Genomic DNA, 15,167 nt, shown 5'->3' on the forward strand with positions numbered 1-15,167 from the left:
GACGCGGCGGCAACGAGGACGGACGGGGGCGACGCGGGCCAGCCGCACGACGGGTTCAGTGCGGTGGCGGTGCGCTGAAGGCGCGCGCGAACGACGCCGCGGAACAGGCGGACGCCATGAGGGTGACGGATGCGGATGGTTTGCGTTGTCATGATGAATCCAGTCGACATTGCGGATCGGGCGCGCGTTACGCAGGAGGTGAGACCGCCTGGCCTCGCGCACGTAGATCGCCATCCAGTCGCGAAGATAGCACCGCAACGCGACGGAAACATTGTCGGGCGGTGATCCGGGCTATCAGACAGCGATCATGTCGATCATAGGCCCGCCGCGCGGGATCGGGGCGCCGCTGCGCGGGCATCGGGCCGAAACGCATGCGTGGCGGGGCCTGCGCGCGGATGTCGCGCGATGCCCGTTTGCCCGGAAATCCGGGCGGCGGCGGAAGTAGGTGTTTACGCGCGGCCGGCAGGGTGCGGCCGCACCGGGGCTTCGCCTGCGGAGTCGGACGAGCCGGTCGAGGCGGCTACGCGGCCTCGACCGCGCGGCCGGTCAGCCTGCCAGCTTGCGGCGATGGCGCCACAGGCTCGAGGCGACGGCAATCAGGATCACGGCGAAGCCGATCAGCGCCCAGCCGGGCAGCAGGATGCCGAAGATCGGCGGGTAGACCGTCTCGCACAGGCCGGCCACCTTGAACATGCCCGGGAACCACTGGGCGGGCGGCAGGCTGTCGACGATCGGCTGCAGCGTGTCGAAGCCGCAGCTGAAGCCCGGATTCATCTGGATCGACAGGTGCCGCGCGGCGGTGCCGACGCCGCCGGCCGCGGCGATCGCGATCAGCAGTTCGAGCACCCAGATGCCGCGCCAGTTGCGCATCCCGGCCGCCAGGAACGCGAAGATCCCGATCGCCGCGAAGAAGTAGCGCTGGATGATGCACAGCGGGCACGGATCTTCGTTCTTCACGTACTGCAGGTACAGCGCGCCGGCCAGCAGGGCGATGCACACCCAGCCGAGCAGCATCAGCAGGCGGCGTTCACGGCGGAGTGCGAGCGTGGTGTCGTTCATGTGGGGGGATTCCTGTCGTTGGTCGGTCAGATAAACAATCGCGCGATTTTAGCGCGAACGATCTGGCACGAAACTGACAGCGCGCGTGCGGCACCCCGCCGCAGCACCTTGGTCCGGTCCATTACCCCGCCGTCATGCCGAGCGTGCGGTCACCGGATCGTGTTCAGCACGGCCTCGACTGCCTGGCCGATCGCGAGCAGCGCGTCGTCGCGATGCGGCGCGGCCGCGAGCATCAGGCCGACCGGTGCCGCGTCGCGCGGATGGCACGGCAGCGACAAGGCGCAGGCGTCGAGGAAGTTGAAGGCGCTCGGGTTGCGCAGGATCAGCGCATTGGTGCGCGTGAATGCGGCGTCGTCCGCTTCGAGTTCGGCGATGCGCGGCGGCACGACGGGCACCGTCGGCGCGACGAGCGCGTCGAAGCGCGACCAGACCGTGTGCGCCGCTTCGTCCAGCAGCGCCTGGCGGGCGGCGACCAGGTCGAGATAGTCGGCCGCGCTCGCCGGCTCGCCCTTCAGGATGCGCGACAGCACGCGCGGGTCGTATTGGTCGCGGTGCTGCGCGAGCAGCGGGCGATGCCATGCGTACGCCTCGATCGGCGAGAAGCCGAAGCGGTTGATGTCCGGCAGCCGGTCGAGCGCGGAAAAGCGCACTTCCGTGACGATCGCGCCGGCGGCTTCGAGGTGCTTCAGCGAGGCGTCGAGCGCGGCGGCGACGTCGGCATCGACGCCGTCCGTCACATAGTTGGTCAGCACGCCGAGCCGCACGCCTTCGAGCGGCCGCGCGGCCGGCACGTGCGGCTCGAGGCCCGCAAGCATCCGGTCGACGAGTGCGCAGCAGGCAACCGTCTGGCCGATCGGGCCGAACGAGTCGAGCGTGGTCGACAGCGGCACGCCGCCTTGCGTCGGGATCCGGCTCGCGGTCGGCTTGAAGCCCGTGAGCCCGCACAGCGCGGCCGGAATCCGGATCGAACCGCCGGTGTCGGTGCCGAGCGCGACGGCCGCCATCCCGTCGGCGACGGACGCGGCCGCGCCGGACGACGAGCCGCCGGCAATCCGTGCATCGCCCGGCACGTCGCGGTGGTACGGCGAGCGCGGATTGCCGAAGTGCGGATTCAGCCCGAGCCCGGAGAACGCGAACTCGCTCATGTTGGTGCGGCCGACCAGCACCGCGCCCGCGCGCTTGAGCCGCGCGACGGCGACTGCGTCGGTCTTGGCCGGCGGCGCGCCGTCGAGCACGCGCGAACCGGCGCGCGTCACCTGGCCCGCGACGTCGAACAGATCCTTCACCGACACGGGGATGCCCGCGAGCGGCGACAGCACGGTGCCTGCGGCACGCAGGCGATCGTGCGCGTCGGCGGCCGCGCGCGCGTTGTCGGCGTCGACTTCGGTGAAGACGGCGGCACCCTGGCCGGACGGATCGGCGATCCGTTCGAGCGCGACGTCGACGAGCGCGCGGCTCGTGGTCCGGCCGGCGGCGAGGTCGGCGGCGAGCTGGGCGAGCGGGGGGAAGGGCGTGAAAGTGGTCATGAGCGGCTCAGGGGCGAAGATGTTGGACAAGGGTGGCGCGAAACGAATCGATATGGCGTTCGACGGCCGCGTGCGCGCCGGCGGCGTCGCGCGCGGACAGCCGCTCGAACAGTTCGCGGTGTTCGCGCTGGACGTCGGACAGGTGGTGCGGCTCGGACAGCGTGACGAACCAGAAGCGCAGCGAGCGTTCGTGCAGCGCGCGCAGGATCTCCGCGAGCACCGTGTTGCGTGCCGCCGCGGCGATCGCCTGATGAAACGCGCGGTCGAGCTCCATCATGCCCTCGACGTCGTGCGTGTCGACGCAGGCCTGCCCGTCGTCGAGCAGCGCGGCCATGTGCGCGAGATCGTCGGGCGTCGCGTGGCGGGCGGCGAGTTCGACGCAATGCGCTTCGTTGATGCGGCGCACGTCGATCACCGCGACGATGTCGTCGAGCGACAGCGGCTGCACCATCAGCCCCTTGCGCGGCATCACGGACAGCAGCCCTTCGAGCACCAGCCGGTGGACGGCCTGATGGACGGGCGTGCGGCCGATGCCGGTGCGGGCGACGAGGTCGGCTTCGTTGAGCGCGGCGCCCGGCTTCAGCCGCATCGTGATGATGTCGCGCTGGATCAGCGCGTACGCGCGGTCGGCGAGGCTGACCGCCGATGCGGCGGGCCGGTCGTGGAGGGCGTCGGTCAGGGCGTTCATGCGGGCGGCGGCGCGATGGGCGGGCAGGGCGCGATCATGGGCACGGGCGATCGGGCAGCGGGGGGCGATTCGTGAATATTATTGTGATATATCACAGATGTCCAGTTCGCCCGGACGACGTTCGATACCGCCAAATGGGGGCCGGTGGCGCGCCTGGCGGGGGATGCGACGACTTGCAACAATTTCGACAGGATGTTGCAGGTTTACCGCGCGATCGTGCACTGAAGCATAATGAATCCTCGTCAATCCAATACGCGCGAGCGACGTACCAGACCATCGTCATGAGCGAAAACACGCCTTCCCCGGCCGGTCTGCCCGGCACATCTTCCGCTTCAACCGATTCCCCCCGTTCCGTTCCGGCGCACACGCCGGAGGCGCCCGCCATGCAGGCTGCCGCTGCGCAGATCGTCGCGGCGGACGGCGCGTCGCCGGTCACCGCGGCGTCCGAGCCTGGCGCTCCGGGTGCCACGGGCGCCGCCGCCGCAGGCAGTGCAGCGGCGCCGAAACCCGGTGCGGCGCCGCCCGGCTTCGGCGCGCAGCCCGATTTCGATACGCCGCGGCCGCCGCCCGCGAGCGCACAGAACGCGCCGCCGGCTTACCTGAAAAACAGCGACACGCCGTGGTCGGTGTTCGGCCGGATCATCGCTGCGCGCGCACGCCGGCTGTTCGACCGCGCCGGCCAGCGGATCACGCAGCGCACGCTGCGCATCGGCGTGTCGGCGCGGATCTTCCATCCGGAGCCGGGCGCGAAGGGGCTGCGCGGCAAGACGCTGCAGTATCTCGAGGAATCGATCGCGCACTGGGTGATGTCGCGCGACGTGCTCGTGTTCATGATCCCGACCGTCGGTCACCAGGGCATGCTGCATCCGAGCAACATCCGCCTGCGCGACTACGCGAAGCATCTCGACGGCCTGCTGCTGCAAGGCGGCGCCGACGTGTCGCCGCAAACCTACGCGGCGTCGGATGCGCGCCCCGAATGGCCGGGCGACCGCGTGCGCGACATGTACGAGCTCGAGCTGTTTCACGAGTTCGTCGAGTCCGGCAAGCCGGTGCTCGGCGTGTGCCGCGGCTGCCAGCTGATCAACGTCGCGTTCGGCGGGTCGCTGTACCAGGACATCGCGACCGACGTGCCGACCGCGAATGCGCACGTGAGCGAGCATTACGACCAGCATCGCCACGCGATCCGCTTCCCGGACTCGTCGACGCTCGCGAGCATGTTCCCCGGGCGCAGCGAAGCGGTCGTGAACTCGATCCACCATCAGGCGATCCGCGATCTCGGCCGCGATCTGAACATCGAGGCCGTGTCGGCCGGCGACGGGATCATCGAAGGCATTCGCTACCGGCGCGCGCCGTTCGTCGTCGGCGTGCAATGGCACCCGGAGTTTCATCGCGCGGGCGGCGCCGAGTTGCTCGACTGCACGCCGCTGCTCGATGCATTTCTGCGCGCGGCGCGCGAAACCCGCCTGTAACCAGCCCTTGTATTGCCCCGCAGGAAGGCCGGCCGCATCCCGTTAAATTCGAGATGCGGCCGTTTCGTTTTGAACGATAATCGCGACTCCCGATTCGTTCGCCGGAGTCTGACGTTGGCCTTCCGAGATTTTTCCCCTGCACGATGCGCAACGTGGATCGTTGCACTGGCCGCCTGCGCGCACGCGGGCGCGGCGTGGTCCGCCGACGCGACCGCGCCGGTCGCGGGCACGCGCCCCGCGGTGACGAGCCTGAGCGGCGATGCCGCGGCGTCGGCGTCCGCGGCATCCGCCACGGAAGCCACCGCGCAAGGCAACGTCGCCGAACTCACGCAGATGCTGCACGACGGGCGAATCGTCGAGATGCGCACCACCTACAACGGCAGCTATGGCGCAAGCCTGATGTTCGATCCGCGCGAGATGACGTATTACGTCGCGCTGTTTCAGGACAAGCATCTGTGGCGCGTAATCAAGTCGCAGGAGAAGAGCCGCGCGGAGATGCTGTACGCGAACTTCGTCCAGCAGACGGTGCAGCTCGCGGACGTCGAAATCCGCCGCACCGAACTGCAGGCGCAGAAGGCGTTCCTCGAACGCGTGATCGCGCTGCAGGCGAATCGCGCGCAGCAACTGCAGGCCGATCTGAGCGTCGCGCGCAGCCAGCAGGCCGAGGTCGCGCAGCGGCAGAAGTCGGCGCAGGAGCAGACGCAGGCGCTGCAGGTCGAGAAGCGGGCGGCGCAGGTGCAGTTGCGCGAACTGCAGGAGCAGGTACGGCAACTCGAGCGGCAGGCCGAAACGGGGTTGCCCGCGCGCAAGTGACGACGGTCGGTCCGATGGGCCGACGGACGAACGAAAACCCGGCGAAGCCTGCTTCGCCGGGTTTTTTATTGGGCGCGTGTCAGCGGGGGAGTGCGTCCGGTACGTCGGTCAGGCGGCGGTGGGACAGTTGCGCTGTCCAGTCGAAGCTGGCGGCGGGCGCATCGGCCGCCCGTGCCGGGCGATCGGCGTGCAATGCATTCGCCATCGCGATCAGCGTGAGCGGATCGTCGAGCGGATCGGATGGCGCGGCTGGATGCACGGGCGAACCGACGTGATCGGGTGCGGCCGTGCGCGACGCGTGGTGCGCGATTGTCGGGCGGGCTGCGAACCGCGGTGCCGAGGACGCGCGCACGTGTGCCGCGGTTGTGCGCCTGCCGTCCGGCCGATGCGGCGACGGCGGCGCCGCGTCGGCGATGCGCTGGACGTCCGGTGTCGTGTCGAGGCGTCGCGACGCCGGCTCGGGCGTGGCATCGCGTGTGACAGGCCGCGATGCGGACGGTGTCGCACTGGGGCGCGCCGCGATGGACGGCGCCGTTGCGACGGTTGACGTGGCGGGCTCGATCGCGGCGACTCGCACGGCATTCATGGACCGCGTGGCGTGCTCCGGCACGACGCCGGCGGCCTGCATCGCGGGCGCAGGCACGAAATCCGGGAGCGGTTCGTGCACGGCGATCAGCCAGCCGATGATGCCGAGTGCACCGATGCTCCAGCACGCGGCATGCATGGCACGCCGATCACGCGCGCGACCGGATGCTCGCTCGATATGCTGACCGGTGGCGCTGGCCGGAATGGCCGCAACGACCGATACGTCGACTGACGACGGTCGCGCGGCGGCCTGCGGTTGCCAGTGACACAGGCGATGCGGTGCATCGACGTCGATGCATGAGGTCGTCAGCGTGGCAAGACAGCGCTTGCCGGGCCGGGTGCCGGTTGTGCCGCGAAACGTCCACTCGCGACCGAACGGCGGCACGCCGTCGAGCGGGGCGGCACGAGGGCGGGCGAGCGAGCCTTCGACGGAAACAAGAGGCGATGGGATCATGAGGGCGGTACGCCGTGCGACACGGGCAATCGTGCCGACCGCGGCGCGGTAGCGTCGCAAATTCTTTCATTTTGGTCGGTCGACGACGACCAGTCGATCAGATCGATCTGATTTTTGCGTGCCTTTCGAGACGATTCGTACGAGCCGAATCCCGAGTCGCCAACCGCAGGCTCGCCACAAGGCAATTGTCGGCTTCGCGTGGCATCATCTGCCGACCATGCCGGCGTGCGCAGCGTTGCGCGACGTGCCGCCGGCTGGCAGCGATGTTCGTGCGCGCCGGCCCGGCGCCGCATGCGTCGTCGGATCCACACGGCGCGGCTGTCGCGCCATCCGCGCCGAGAGAGCCACATGTCCACAGCAACATATGCCGTCGCGCAGGAATCGAAAGTCCGTACCGTGTTCCGGGTCGTCAGCGGCAACTTCCTGGAAATGTACGACTTCATGGTCTACGGGTATTACGCGTCGGCCATCGCGAAAACCTACTTCCCGAGCGGCAACGCGTTCGCGTCGCTGATGCTGTCGCTGTCGGTGTTCGGCGCGGGCTTCCTGATGCGCCCGGTCGGCGCGATCGTGCTCGGCGCGTACATCGACCATCACGGCCGCCGCAAGGGGCTGATCCTGACCCTCGGGCTGATGGCGCTCGGCACGCTGACGGTGGCCTCGATACCGGGCTACGCGACGATCGGCGTGCTCGCGCCGGTGCTCGTGCTGCTTGGCCGGTTGCTGCAGGGCTTTTCCGCGGGCGTCGAGCTCGGCGGCGTGTCGGTCTACCTGTCGGAGATCGCGACGAAGGGCCACAAGGGGTTCTATACGTCGTGGCAATCGGGCAGCCAGCAGGTGGCGGTCGTGTTCGCCGCGTTCGTCGGCGTGCTGTTGAACCGCGCGCTGCCGGCCGAGGACATGACCGCGTGGGGCTGGCGCATTCCGTTCCTGATCGGTTGCCTGATCGTCCCGTTCCTGTTCCTGATCCGCCGTTCGCTGAAGGAAACTGACGAATTCCTCGCGAAGCGTCACCGTCCGACGATGGGCGAGATCATGCGTTCGATGCTCGAGAACTGGGGCGTCGTGATCGCCGGCATGGGAATGGTGATCATGACGACGGTGTCGTTCTACATGATCACCGCCTACACGCCGACGTTCGGCAAGGAAGTGCTGCACCTGTCGTCGCTCGACGCACTCGTCGTGACCGTCTGCGTCGGTCTGTCCAATCTCGTCTGGCTGCCGCTGTCCGGCGCGCTGTCGGATCGCATCGGCCGCCGTCCGGTGCTGATCACGTTCACGGTGCTCACGCTGCTGTCGGCCTATCCGGCCGTGCTGTGGCTCGTGGCGGATCCGTCGTTCCTGCGGCTGCTGGCGGTCGAGCTGTGGCTGTCGTTCCTGTACGGTTCGTACAACGGCGCGATGGTCGTCGCGCTGACCGAAGTGATGCCGGCCGACGTGCGCACGGCCGGCTTCTCGCTCGCGTACAGCCTCGCGACGACGATCGGCGGTTTCACGCCGGCGATCTCGACGTTGCTGATCCACCAGACCGGCAACAAGGCGGCACCGGGGCTGTGGCTCAGCGTCGCCGCGATTTGCGGGCTGATCGCGACGCTCGTGCTGTATCGCACGTCCGAAGCGCGCAACCAGTACAAGGCAGCCTGACCTCGCCTGCATCGCATCACGTCGAATGAAAGAAAGGGAGCGCGTCGCGCTCCCTTTTTTGTCCGCGTTCGGGTATTCAGGCGTCGCGTAGCGCGCCGGCAACCGCTGCCACCACGTCGAGCCATTGTCCCGGTGCGGACTGGCGGGCGAGCCTCGCGTGCGGATACCACGGACAGTCGTCGCCGGTGAACCAGCGCCAGTCGGGTGCGAACGGCAGCATGATCCACAGCGGCTTGCCGAGTGCGCCCGCGAGGTGCGCGACCGCCGTATCGATCGTCACGACGCCGTCGAGCCGTTCGATCAGCGCGGCCGTGTCGGCGAAGTCGTTCAGCCGCCCGTCGAGACGATGCACGCGCGGATGCGCGTCGACGCGCGCCCGTTCGTCGTCGTCGAGCGCCGGTTGCAGCACGACCCAGTCGATGTCCGGCAGCGCGAGCAGCGGCGCGAGCGCGTCGAACGGCATCGAGCGGTTTTCCTGCGCCTGCCGGCGTCCTGTCCATGCGAGACCGAACTTGCGCTTCGACTGGCCGCCCAGCGAGCCGCGAAAGCGCCGATGCGCGCTGTCCGGTGCGTCGAGATAGCGCGTGCCCGTGACGATGTCGGCCGGCTGCAGGCCGAGCAGGAACGGCAGGCTCATCAGCGTGCACGCGACGTCTGCCGCCGGCGGTTTCGTGGCGCCCCGCGCGACGAGCGTCACGCGCCAGCGCGCCGCGGCCGGCGCGAGCAGCGCGACGAGTTCCGGCTGCACTTCGAGCACGACGCGTGCGCAGCGCGCACGGGCGAGCGGCACGAAGCGGACGAACTGCAGCGTGTCGCCGAAGCCCTGTTCCGCGCGGATCAGCAGCGTGCGCGACGCGATCGGCTCGCCTTGCCAGCGCGGCAGCGTGCCGAGGGGCGTCGCGCCCGGCGTGTCGTGGCGCGTTTCGTACGCGGGCAGGCCGCGGGTGAAGTCGCCGAGCGTCAGCAGCGTGACGGCGCGGTGCAGTTGCGCGAGTTTCAGGTCGGGGGCGACGCGCAGCGCCTGGTCGAACGCGCGCAGCGCCATCTCGTGCGCACCGAGTGCGTGATGCGCGTTGCCGAGGTTCAGCCACGCGAGACTGAACGAAGGATCGAGACCGACCGCGCGTTCGTAGTAGGGCAGCGCGTCGCGCTGGCGTGCCTGCGCGCACAGCGCGTTCGCGAGCCCGAAGAGGGCGAGCGGGAACGGCGGGTGCAGCGCGAGCGCGGCTTCGAACGCGGCGGCGGCTTCGCCGTGACGGCCGACGGCCTCGAACGTGTTGCCGAGATTGAAATGCGCGGCGACGAAGTGCGGCTGTGCGGCGATCGCGGCCTGGAAGTGCGCGATCGCGTCGTCGGCCCGGCCCATCGCGTTCAGCGCCATCGCGAGATTGTTGTGCGCGCCGGCATGCCCGGGCCGCAGCTCGAGGGCGCGATGGAATGCAGCGAGCGCGTCGTCGTGACGGCCGAGCGCATTCAGCGCGTTGCCGAGGTTGTTGTGGATCGATGCGTCGTCCGGCGTGAGCCGAAGTGCGCGGCCGAACGCGTCGACGGCATCCTCGTGGCGCTGCAGCGCCGCATACGCGTTGCCGAGGTTGTAGTGCGCGAGCGGAAATTCGGGCGCGAGCGTCAGCGCGTTGCGAAAGCGGTCGATCGCTTCGTCGAGCCGGCCGAGCGCCTTCAGCGCGTTGCCGAGATTGAGCTGCAGCGCGGCATCGTTCGGGCGCAGGTCGACCGCACGCCCGACGAGATCGGCCGCCTCGGCATGCTGGCCCTGCTGATGCCGCAGCACGCCGAACAGATGCAGCGCGTCGGCGTCGGCGGGATTGGTGGCGAGGGCGGCGCGATAGCCGTGCTCGGCCTCGGCGAGGCGGCCCGCGCGGTGCGCGGCATACGCTCGGTCGAATGCGGAATCCATGACGCGAAAACTGACGGAAAGCGCGTATTTTCCCACACTGCGCGCGGGTGCCCCAGATCGGCCGGTCGGCATATGGCCCCGTCACGCGGAGCGGCGTAGACTTGCACAATCGCGTGTCATCGAGGTTCTCATGGCTGACACACTGCTCGATATCCCGCCGGTGCTGATCGTCGGCGCAGGCCCGACCGGCCTTGCCGCTGCGATGAGTCTCGCGCGTGCCCGCGTGCCGGTGCGCATCATCGACCGGCTTGCCGCGCCCGCGCCGTATTCGCGCGCGATCGGCATCCAGGCGCGCACGCTCGAATTGCTGGAGCAGCATCGCGCGGTCGAATCGTTTCTCGCGCTGGGTCATCGCGCCCATGCGGCCGAGCTGCATGCGGATGGCCGCGTGATCGCGCGGCTCGATTTCGATCCGCTGCAAACGCGCTATCCGTATCTGCTGTTTCTCGACCAGAGCATCACCGAGCGGCTGCTTGCCGAGCACCTGGCCGGGTTCGGCGTGACGGTCGAACGCGGCGTCACGTTGACCGCGTGCGGCGCGGGCGGTACGTCGCTCGACGTGACGATCCGCGATGCCGACGGTCGTGAGCACGCGTTCGCGCCGTCGTACCTGATCGCCGCCGACGGCGCACACAGCACGGTGCGCCATCTGCTTGGCCTGGGCTTCGCCGGGCATGCGTTCGAGCAGACCTTCCTGCTCGCCGATTTCGCGGCGATACCCGACTGGCCGGACGAGGAGATCCATCTGTTCTCGACGCCCGACGGCATCGCGGGGCTGTTTCCGATGGGCGGCGGCCGCTACCGGCTCGTCGCCGACCGGCCGCCCGGCGGCGACGCATCGCCGGACGGACTGACGCTCCCGACCCCGACGCTCGAGGAATGCGAGGCGATCGTGCGTGCGCGCGTCGGTGCATCGATCGCGCCGAGCGATCTCGCGTGGTCGGCGTATTTCCGCTTGAATAGCCGGATGGTCGACCGGCTGCGTCACGGGCGCGTGTTCTTCGCGGGCGACGCCGCGCACGTTCACAGCCCGGCGGGTGCGCAGGGCATGAACACGGGTATCCAGGAAGCGTTCAATCTCGGCTGGAAGCTCGCGCGCGTGCTTGGCGCGGGCACGCCGGAGCGGCTGCTCGACACTTATCACGCGGAGCGCCACCCGATCGAGCGGGACGTATTGCGGCAGACCGGCCTCGTCACGCAGATCGTCGAAGCCGACCACGGCGCGATGAAGCTGCTGCGCGATCATGTCGTGCCGCTGCTGGCGTCGTTCGGGCCGGTGCGTGACGCGGTGCGCCTCACCGTCAGCGAGCTCGGCCTGCAATACAGGAAGAGCCCGCTCACGCTCGAACGCGTGCTCGACGGCGGGCCGCGCGCCGGCGAGCGTGCGCCCGACGCGCTCGTGCACGTGGTCGACGGACCGCTCGGCCGGGCGCCCGGCACCGCGAGGCTATACGACCTGCACGATCCCGCGAGCTTCACGCTGCTGCTGCTCGAGGAGCCGACGAGTGCCGACGCTGGTGAAACCAGCGACGTGCCGCCGATGCCCGCGGATGCGCAGGCGCTCGCGCACGGGCTGGAGCGGATCATGCCGGGCGCGGTGCGCACGTGGCGCGTCGCCGATGCCGAAAGCGACGGCGCGGAAGGGCTGGCGCAGGCATACGGCCGCTCGCGGCCGTCGTTCTACCTGCTGCGGCCCGATGGCTATATCGCGGCGCGCGGCCGTACCGCTACCGACGCGAACGCGCTGCTGCGCCACTGCGAAAGCTGGTTCGCGGGCATGTCGCTGCCCGCGTAGCGGGCGCTCAGGCGGAGGCCGCGGCCGGCACGAGCGACGCGCGGTGCGCGGCGATCGCGGCGCGCACGATCGGCGCCGCGCGTTGTCCGGCCGCGCTCGACGGATCGTCGAGCGCGGCGAGAAATGCACGCCGCATCCGCGGTTCCCAGAAGCGCCGGATATGCTCGGCGATTCCGGTCAGCGCTTCTTCGCGATCGGGCATCGATTCGAAGAATGCGCCGATCTGGTTGGCCATGTCGATCAGGTGTCCGTTGTCCATCGCGTCCTCACTTGCCCGTCGTCACGGCGGCCGGCGTGGCGGCGCGGCGCTCGAGCAGGTCGAGCTGCTCCGAGTTGAAGCGCGCATAGGCGCGCTGCCAGTCCGACGGCTGCGCAACCGGCATCACCTGCACGGCCGTGACCTTGTATTCCGGGCAGTTCGTCGCCCAGTCGGAGCTGTCCGTCGTGATCACGTTCGCGCCCGACTCGGGGAAGTGAAACGTCGTGTACACGACCCCCGGCTGCATGCGGTCGGACACGAGCGCACGCAGCACCGTCTGGCCGGCCCGCGATTCGATGCCGACCCAGTCGCCGGTCCGGATCCCGCGATCCTCCGCATCGTGCGGATGGATCTCGAGGCGATCCTCTTCGTGCCACTGGACGTTCTCGGTCCGGCGCGTCTGCGCGCCGACGTTGTATTGCGACAGGATGCGGCCCGTGGTCAGGATCAGCGGATAGCGCTGCGTGACCTTTTCCGGCGTCGGAATGAACTGCGTGATCACGAACCGGCCCTTGCCGCGCACGAACGCGTCGATGTGCATCGTCGGCGTGCCGTCCGGCGCCTGTTCGTTGCACGGCCACTGGATGCTGCCGAGCGCGTCGAGCCGCTCGTACGACACGCCCGAGAAGGTCGGCGTGAGCCGTGCGATCTCGTCCATGATTTCCGACGGATGCGCGTAGTGCATGTCATAGCCGAGCGCTTGCGACAGCAGCAGCGTGACTTCCCAGTCGGCATAGCCCGCGAGCGGCGGCATCACCTTGCGCACGCGCGAGATGCGGCGCTCCGCGTTCGTGAACGTGCCGTCCTTCTCGAGGAACGTCGAGCCGGGCAGCAGCACGTGCGCGTATTTCGCGGTCTCGTTGAGGAAGATGTCCTGCACGACGATGCATTCCATCGACGACAGCGCCGCCGCGACATGCTGCGTGTTCGGGTCCGACTGGACGATGTCCTCGCCCTGGCAGTAGAGCCCCTTGAAGCTGCCGTCGAGCGCCGCGTCGAACATGTTCGGGATGCGCAGCCCCGGTTCCGGCTGCAGCGTGGCCGACCAGGCCTGTTCGAACTGCGTGCGGACGACTTCGTCGCTGATGTGCCGGTAGCCGGGCAGCTCATGCGGGAACGAACCCATGTCGCACGAGCCCTGCACGTTGTTCTGGCCGCGCAGCGGGTTGACGCCGACGCCTTCGCGGCCGATGTTGCCGGTCGCCATCGCGAGGTTCGCGATGCCCATCACCGTCGTCGAGCCTTGCGCGTGTTCCGTCACGCCGAGGCCGTAGTAGATCGCGGCGTTGCCGCCGGTTGCATAGAGGCGCGCGGCTTCGCGTACCAGGTCGGCCGGTACGCCCGTCACGTCCGCGGTCGCTTCGGGCGAGTTGTCGGCGCGCGACACGAAGTCGCGCCATTGCTCGAACGCGCGCGTGTCGCAGCGTTCGGCGACGAATGCGTCGGCGACGAGCTCTTCGGTGACGATCACGTGCGCGAGCGCGTTGACCATCGCGACGTTGGTGCCGGGGCGCAGCTGCAGGTGGTGCGTGGCCTTCACGTGCGGGCCGTCGACCACGTCGATGCGGCGCGGGTCGATCACGATCAGCTTCGCGCCTTCGCGGATGCGCCGCTTCATGCGCGAGCCGAACACCGGGTGGCCGTCGGTCGGGTTCGCGCCCATCACGACGATCACGTCGGCCTGGCCGACCGACGCGAAGGTCTGCGTGCCGGCCGATTCGCCGAGCGTCGTCTTCAGGCCATAGCCGGTCGGCGAGTGGCACACGCGTGCGCAGGTGTCGACGTTGTTGTTGCCGAACGCGGCGCGCACGAGTTTCTGTACGAGGTAGGTTTCCTCGTTCGTGCAGCGCGACGACGTGATGCCGCCGATCGAATCGCGGCCGTACTTCTGCTGCAGCTTGCGGAATTGCGTCGCCGCGTAGGTGAGCGCCTCTTCCCAGCTGACTTCGCGCCACGGGTCGGTGATCTTCTCGCGGATCATCGGCTTCGTGATGCGGTCCTTGTGCGTGGCGTAGCCCCACGCGAAGCGGCCCTTCACGCACGCGTGGCCTTCGTTGGCGAGCCCGTTCTTGTGCGGCGTCATGCGCACGACCTGCGTGCCCTTCATCTCGGCCTTGAACGAGCAGCCGACGCCGCAGTACGCGCAGGTCGTGACGACCGAGTGCTCGGCCTGGCCGAGCTGGACGACGGACTTCTCCTGCAGCGTGGCGGTCGGGCACGCGGCGACGCAGGCGCCGCACGATACGCATTCCGATGCCATGAACGATTCGCTCTCGCCGGCGGCGACGCGCGATTCGAAACCGCGCGCGGCGATCGTCAGCGCGAACGTGCCTTGCGTTTCCTCGCACGCGCGCACGCAGCGGTTACAGACAATGCACTTCGACGGATCGTACGTGAAGTACGGATTGGATTCGTCCTTCTGCTCGCGCAGATGATTCGCGCCGTCGAAGCCGTAACGCACTTCGCGCAGCCCGACCACGCCCGCCATGTCCTGCAGCTCGCAGTCGCCGTTGGCGGGGCAGGTGAGGCAGTCGAGCGGATGGTCGGAAATGTACAGCTCCATCACGTTGCGGCGCAGCGACTGCAGCCGGTCCGACTGCGTGCGCACCTTCATCCCGGCTTCGGCGGGGGTCGTGCACGATGCCGGATAGCCGCGCCGGCCTTCGATTTCGACCAGGCACAGACGGCACGAGCCGAACGGCTCGAGCGAATCGGTCGCGCAGAGCTTGGGCACGTTGACGCCGGCTTCGATCGCGGCGCGCATCACCGACGTGCCGGCCGGCACCGTCACCGGCTGGCCGTCGATTTCGAGCGTGACGTCGGTGTCGGCATAGCGTTGCGGCGTGCCGTAGTCGGTGTCGTCGAACGGATCGCGCACGCGCGCCTGTGCGGCGCTCTTGCACGCGCATTGGCCCGAGCCGCAGCCGCCTTGGCGGACGTTGTTCGTGTCGAGGGACATG

The 15,167-nt window shown here is 69.1% G+C and carries 11 protein-coding genes; 4 read left to right on the forward strand and 7 right to left on the reverse strand.

What is annotated here, in order from left to right; genetic code table 11:
* Positions 1–546: 546 nt before the first annotated feature.
* The 3 genes from U5771_RS08040 to U5771_RS08050 all read right to left on the reverse strand — a co-directional run bounded on the left by U5771_RS08040 (position 547) and on the right by U5771_RS08050 (position 3,273).
* A complete protein-coding gene (locus U5771_RS08040; protein ID WP_322023474.1) occupies positions 547–1,059 on the reverse strand; it encodes a disulfide bond formation protein B in 513 nt (170 codons plus the stop codon).
* Between the two features lie 149 nt (positions 1,060–1,208).
* Positions 1,209–2,585, reverse strand: a complete 1,377-nt coding sequence (locus U5771_RS08045) for an amidase (protein ID WP_322023475.1) — start codon at positions 2,583–2,585, stop codon at positions 1,209–1,211.
* Positions 2,586–2,592: 7 nt separating this feature from the next.
* The gene (locus U5771_RS08050; protein WP_322023476.1) at positions 2,593–3,273 is read right to left on the reverse strand and encodes a GntR family transcriptional regulator; all 681 of its coding nucleotides are present in this window, start codon (positions 3,271–3,273) and stop codon (positions 2,593–2,595) included.
* Between the two features lie 281 nt (positions 3,274–3,554).
* Between U5771_RS08050 and U5771_RS08055 the strand changes: the two genes are divergently transcribed.
* The gene (locus tag U5771_RS08055; RefSeq protein WP_322023477.1) at positions 3,555–4,742 is read left to right on the forward strand and encodes a type 1 glutamine amidotransferase; all 1,188 of its coding nucleotides are present in this window, start codon (positions 3,555–3,557) and stop codon (positions 4,740–4,742) included.
* Positions 4,743–4,856: 114 nt separating this feature from the next.
* Positions 4,857–5,555, forward strand: a complete 699-nt coding sequence (locus U5771_RS08060) for a DUF2968 domain-containing protein (protein WP_322023478.1) — start codon at positions 4,857–4,859, stop codon at positions 5,553–5,555.
* 79 nt (positions 5,556–5,634) lie between these two features.
* Here the strand turns inward: U5771_RS08060 and U5771_RS08065 are convergent, their stop codons facing one another.
* Positions 5,635–6,654, reverse strand: a complete 1,020-nt coding sequence (locus U5771_RS08065; RefSeq protein ID WP_322023479.1) for a hypothetical protein — start codon at positions 6,652–6,654, stop codon at positions 5,635–5,637.
* 288 nt (positions 6,655–6,942) lie between these two features.
* Here U5771_RS08065 and U5771_RS08070 point away from each other — a divergent pair, with 288 nt between their 5' ends.
* Positions 6,943–8,238, forward strand: coding sequence for an MFS transporter (locus U5771_RS08070; protein WP_322023480.1), 1,296 nt, complete (start codon positions 6,943–6,945; stop codon positions 8,236–8,238).
* A gap of 76 nt (positions 8,239–8,314) precedes the next feature.
* Here the strand turns inward: U5771_RS08070 and U5771_RS08075 are convergent, their stop codons facing one another.
* Positions 8,315–10,153, reverse strand: a complete 1,839-nt coding sequence (locus tag U5771_RS08075; RefSeq protein ID WP_415859393.1) for a tetratricopeptide repeat protein — start codon at positions 10,151–10,153, stop codon at positions 8,315–8,317.
* Between the two features lie 130 nt (positions 10,154–10,283).
* On the opposite strand from U5771_RS08075, the gene U5771_RS08080 reads away from it, so the two are divergent.
* On the forward strand, positions 10,284–11,948 hold the full coding sequence (locus U5771_RS08080; protein WP_322023482.1) for an FAD-dependent monooxygenase: 1,665 nt from the start codon (positions 10,284–10,286) through the stop codon (positions 11,946–11,948).
* Between the two features lie 7 nt (positions 11,949–11,955).
* Here U5771_RS08080 and U5771_RS08085 read toward each other — a convergent pair whose 3' ends face one another.
* Together U5771_RS08085 and fdhF are read right to left on the reverse strand one after the other, a co-directional pair.
* Positions 11,956–12,207 (reverse strand): formate dehydrogenase subunit delta, encoded by a 252-nt coding sequence (locus U5771_RS08085; RefSeq protein WP_322023483.1) that lies wholly within the window; start codon positions 12,205–12,207, stop codon positions 11,956–11,958.
* Between the two features lie 7 nt (positions 12,208–12,214).
* Positions 12,215–15,166, reverse strand: a complete 2,952-nt coding sequence (gene fdhF, locus U5771_RS08090) for a formate dehydrogenase subunit alpha (protein ID WP_322023484.1) — start codon at positions 15,164–15,166, stop codon at positions 12,215–12,217.
* Between the last annotated feature and the right edge of the window lies 1 nt (position 15,167).

This window comes from Burkholderia sp. BCC1977 (genome assembly GCF_905339595.1).
GTDB lineage: Bacteria > Pseudomonadota > Gammaproteobacteria > Burkholderiales > Burkholderiaceae > Burkholderia.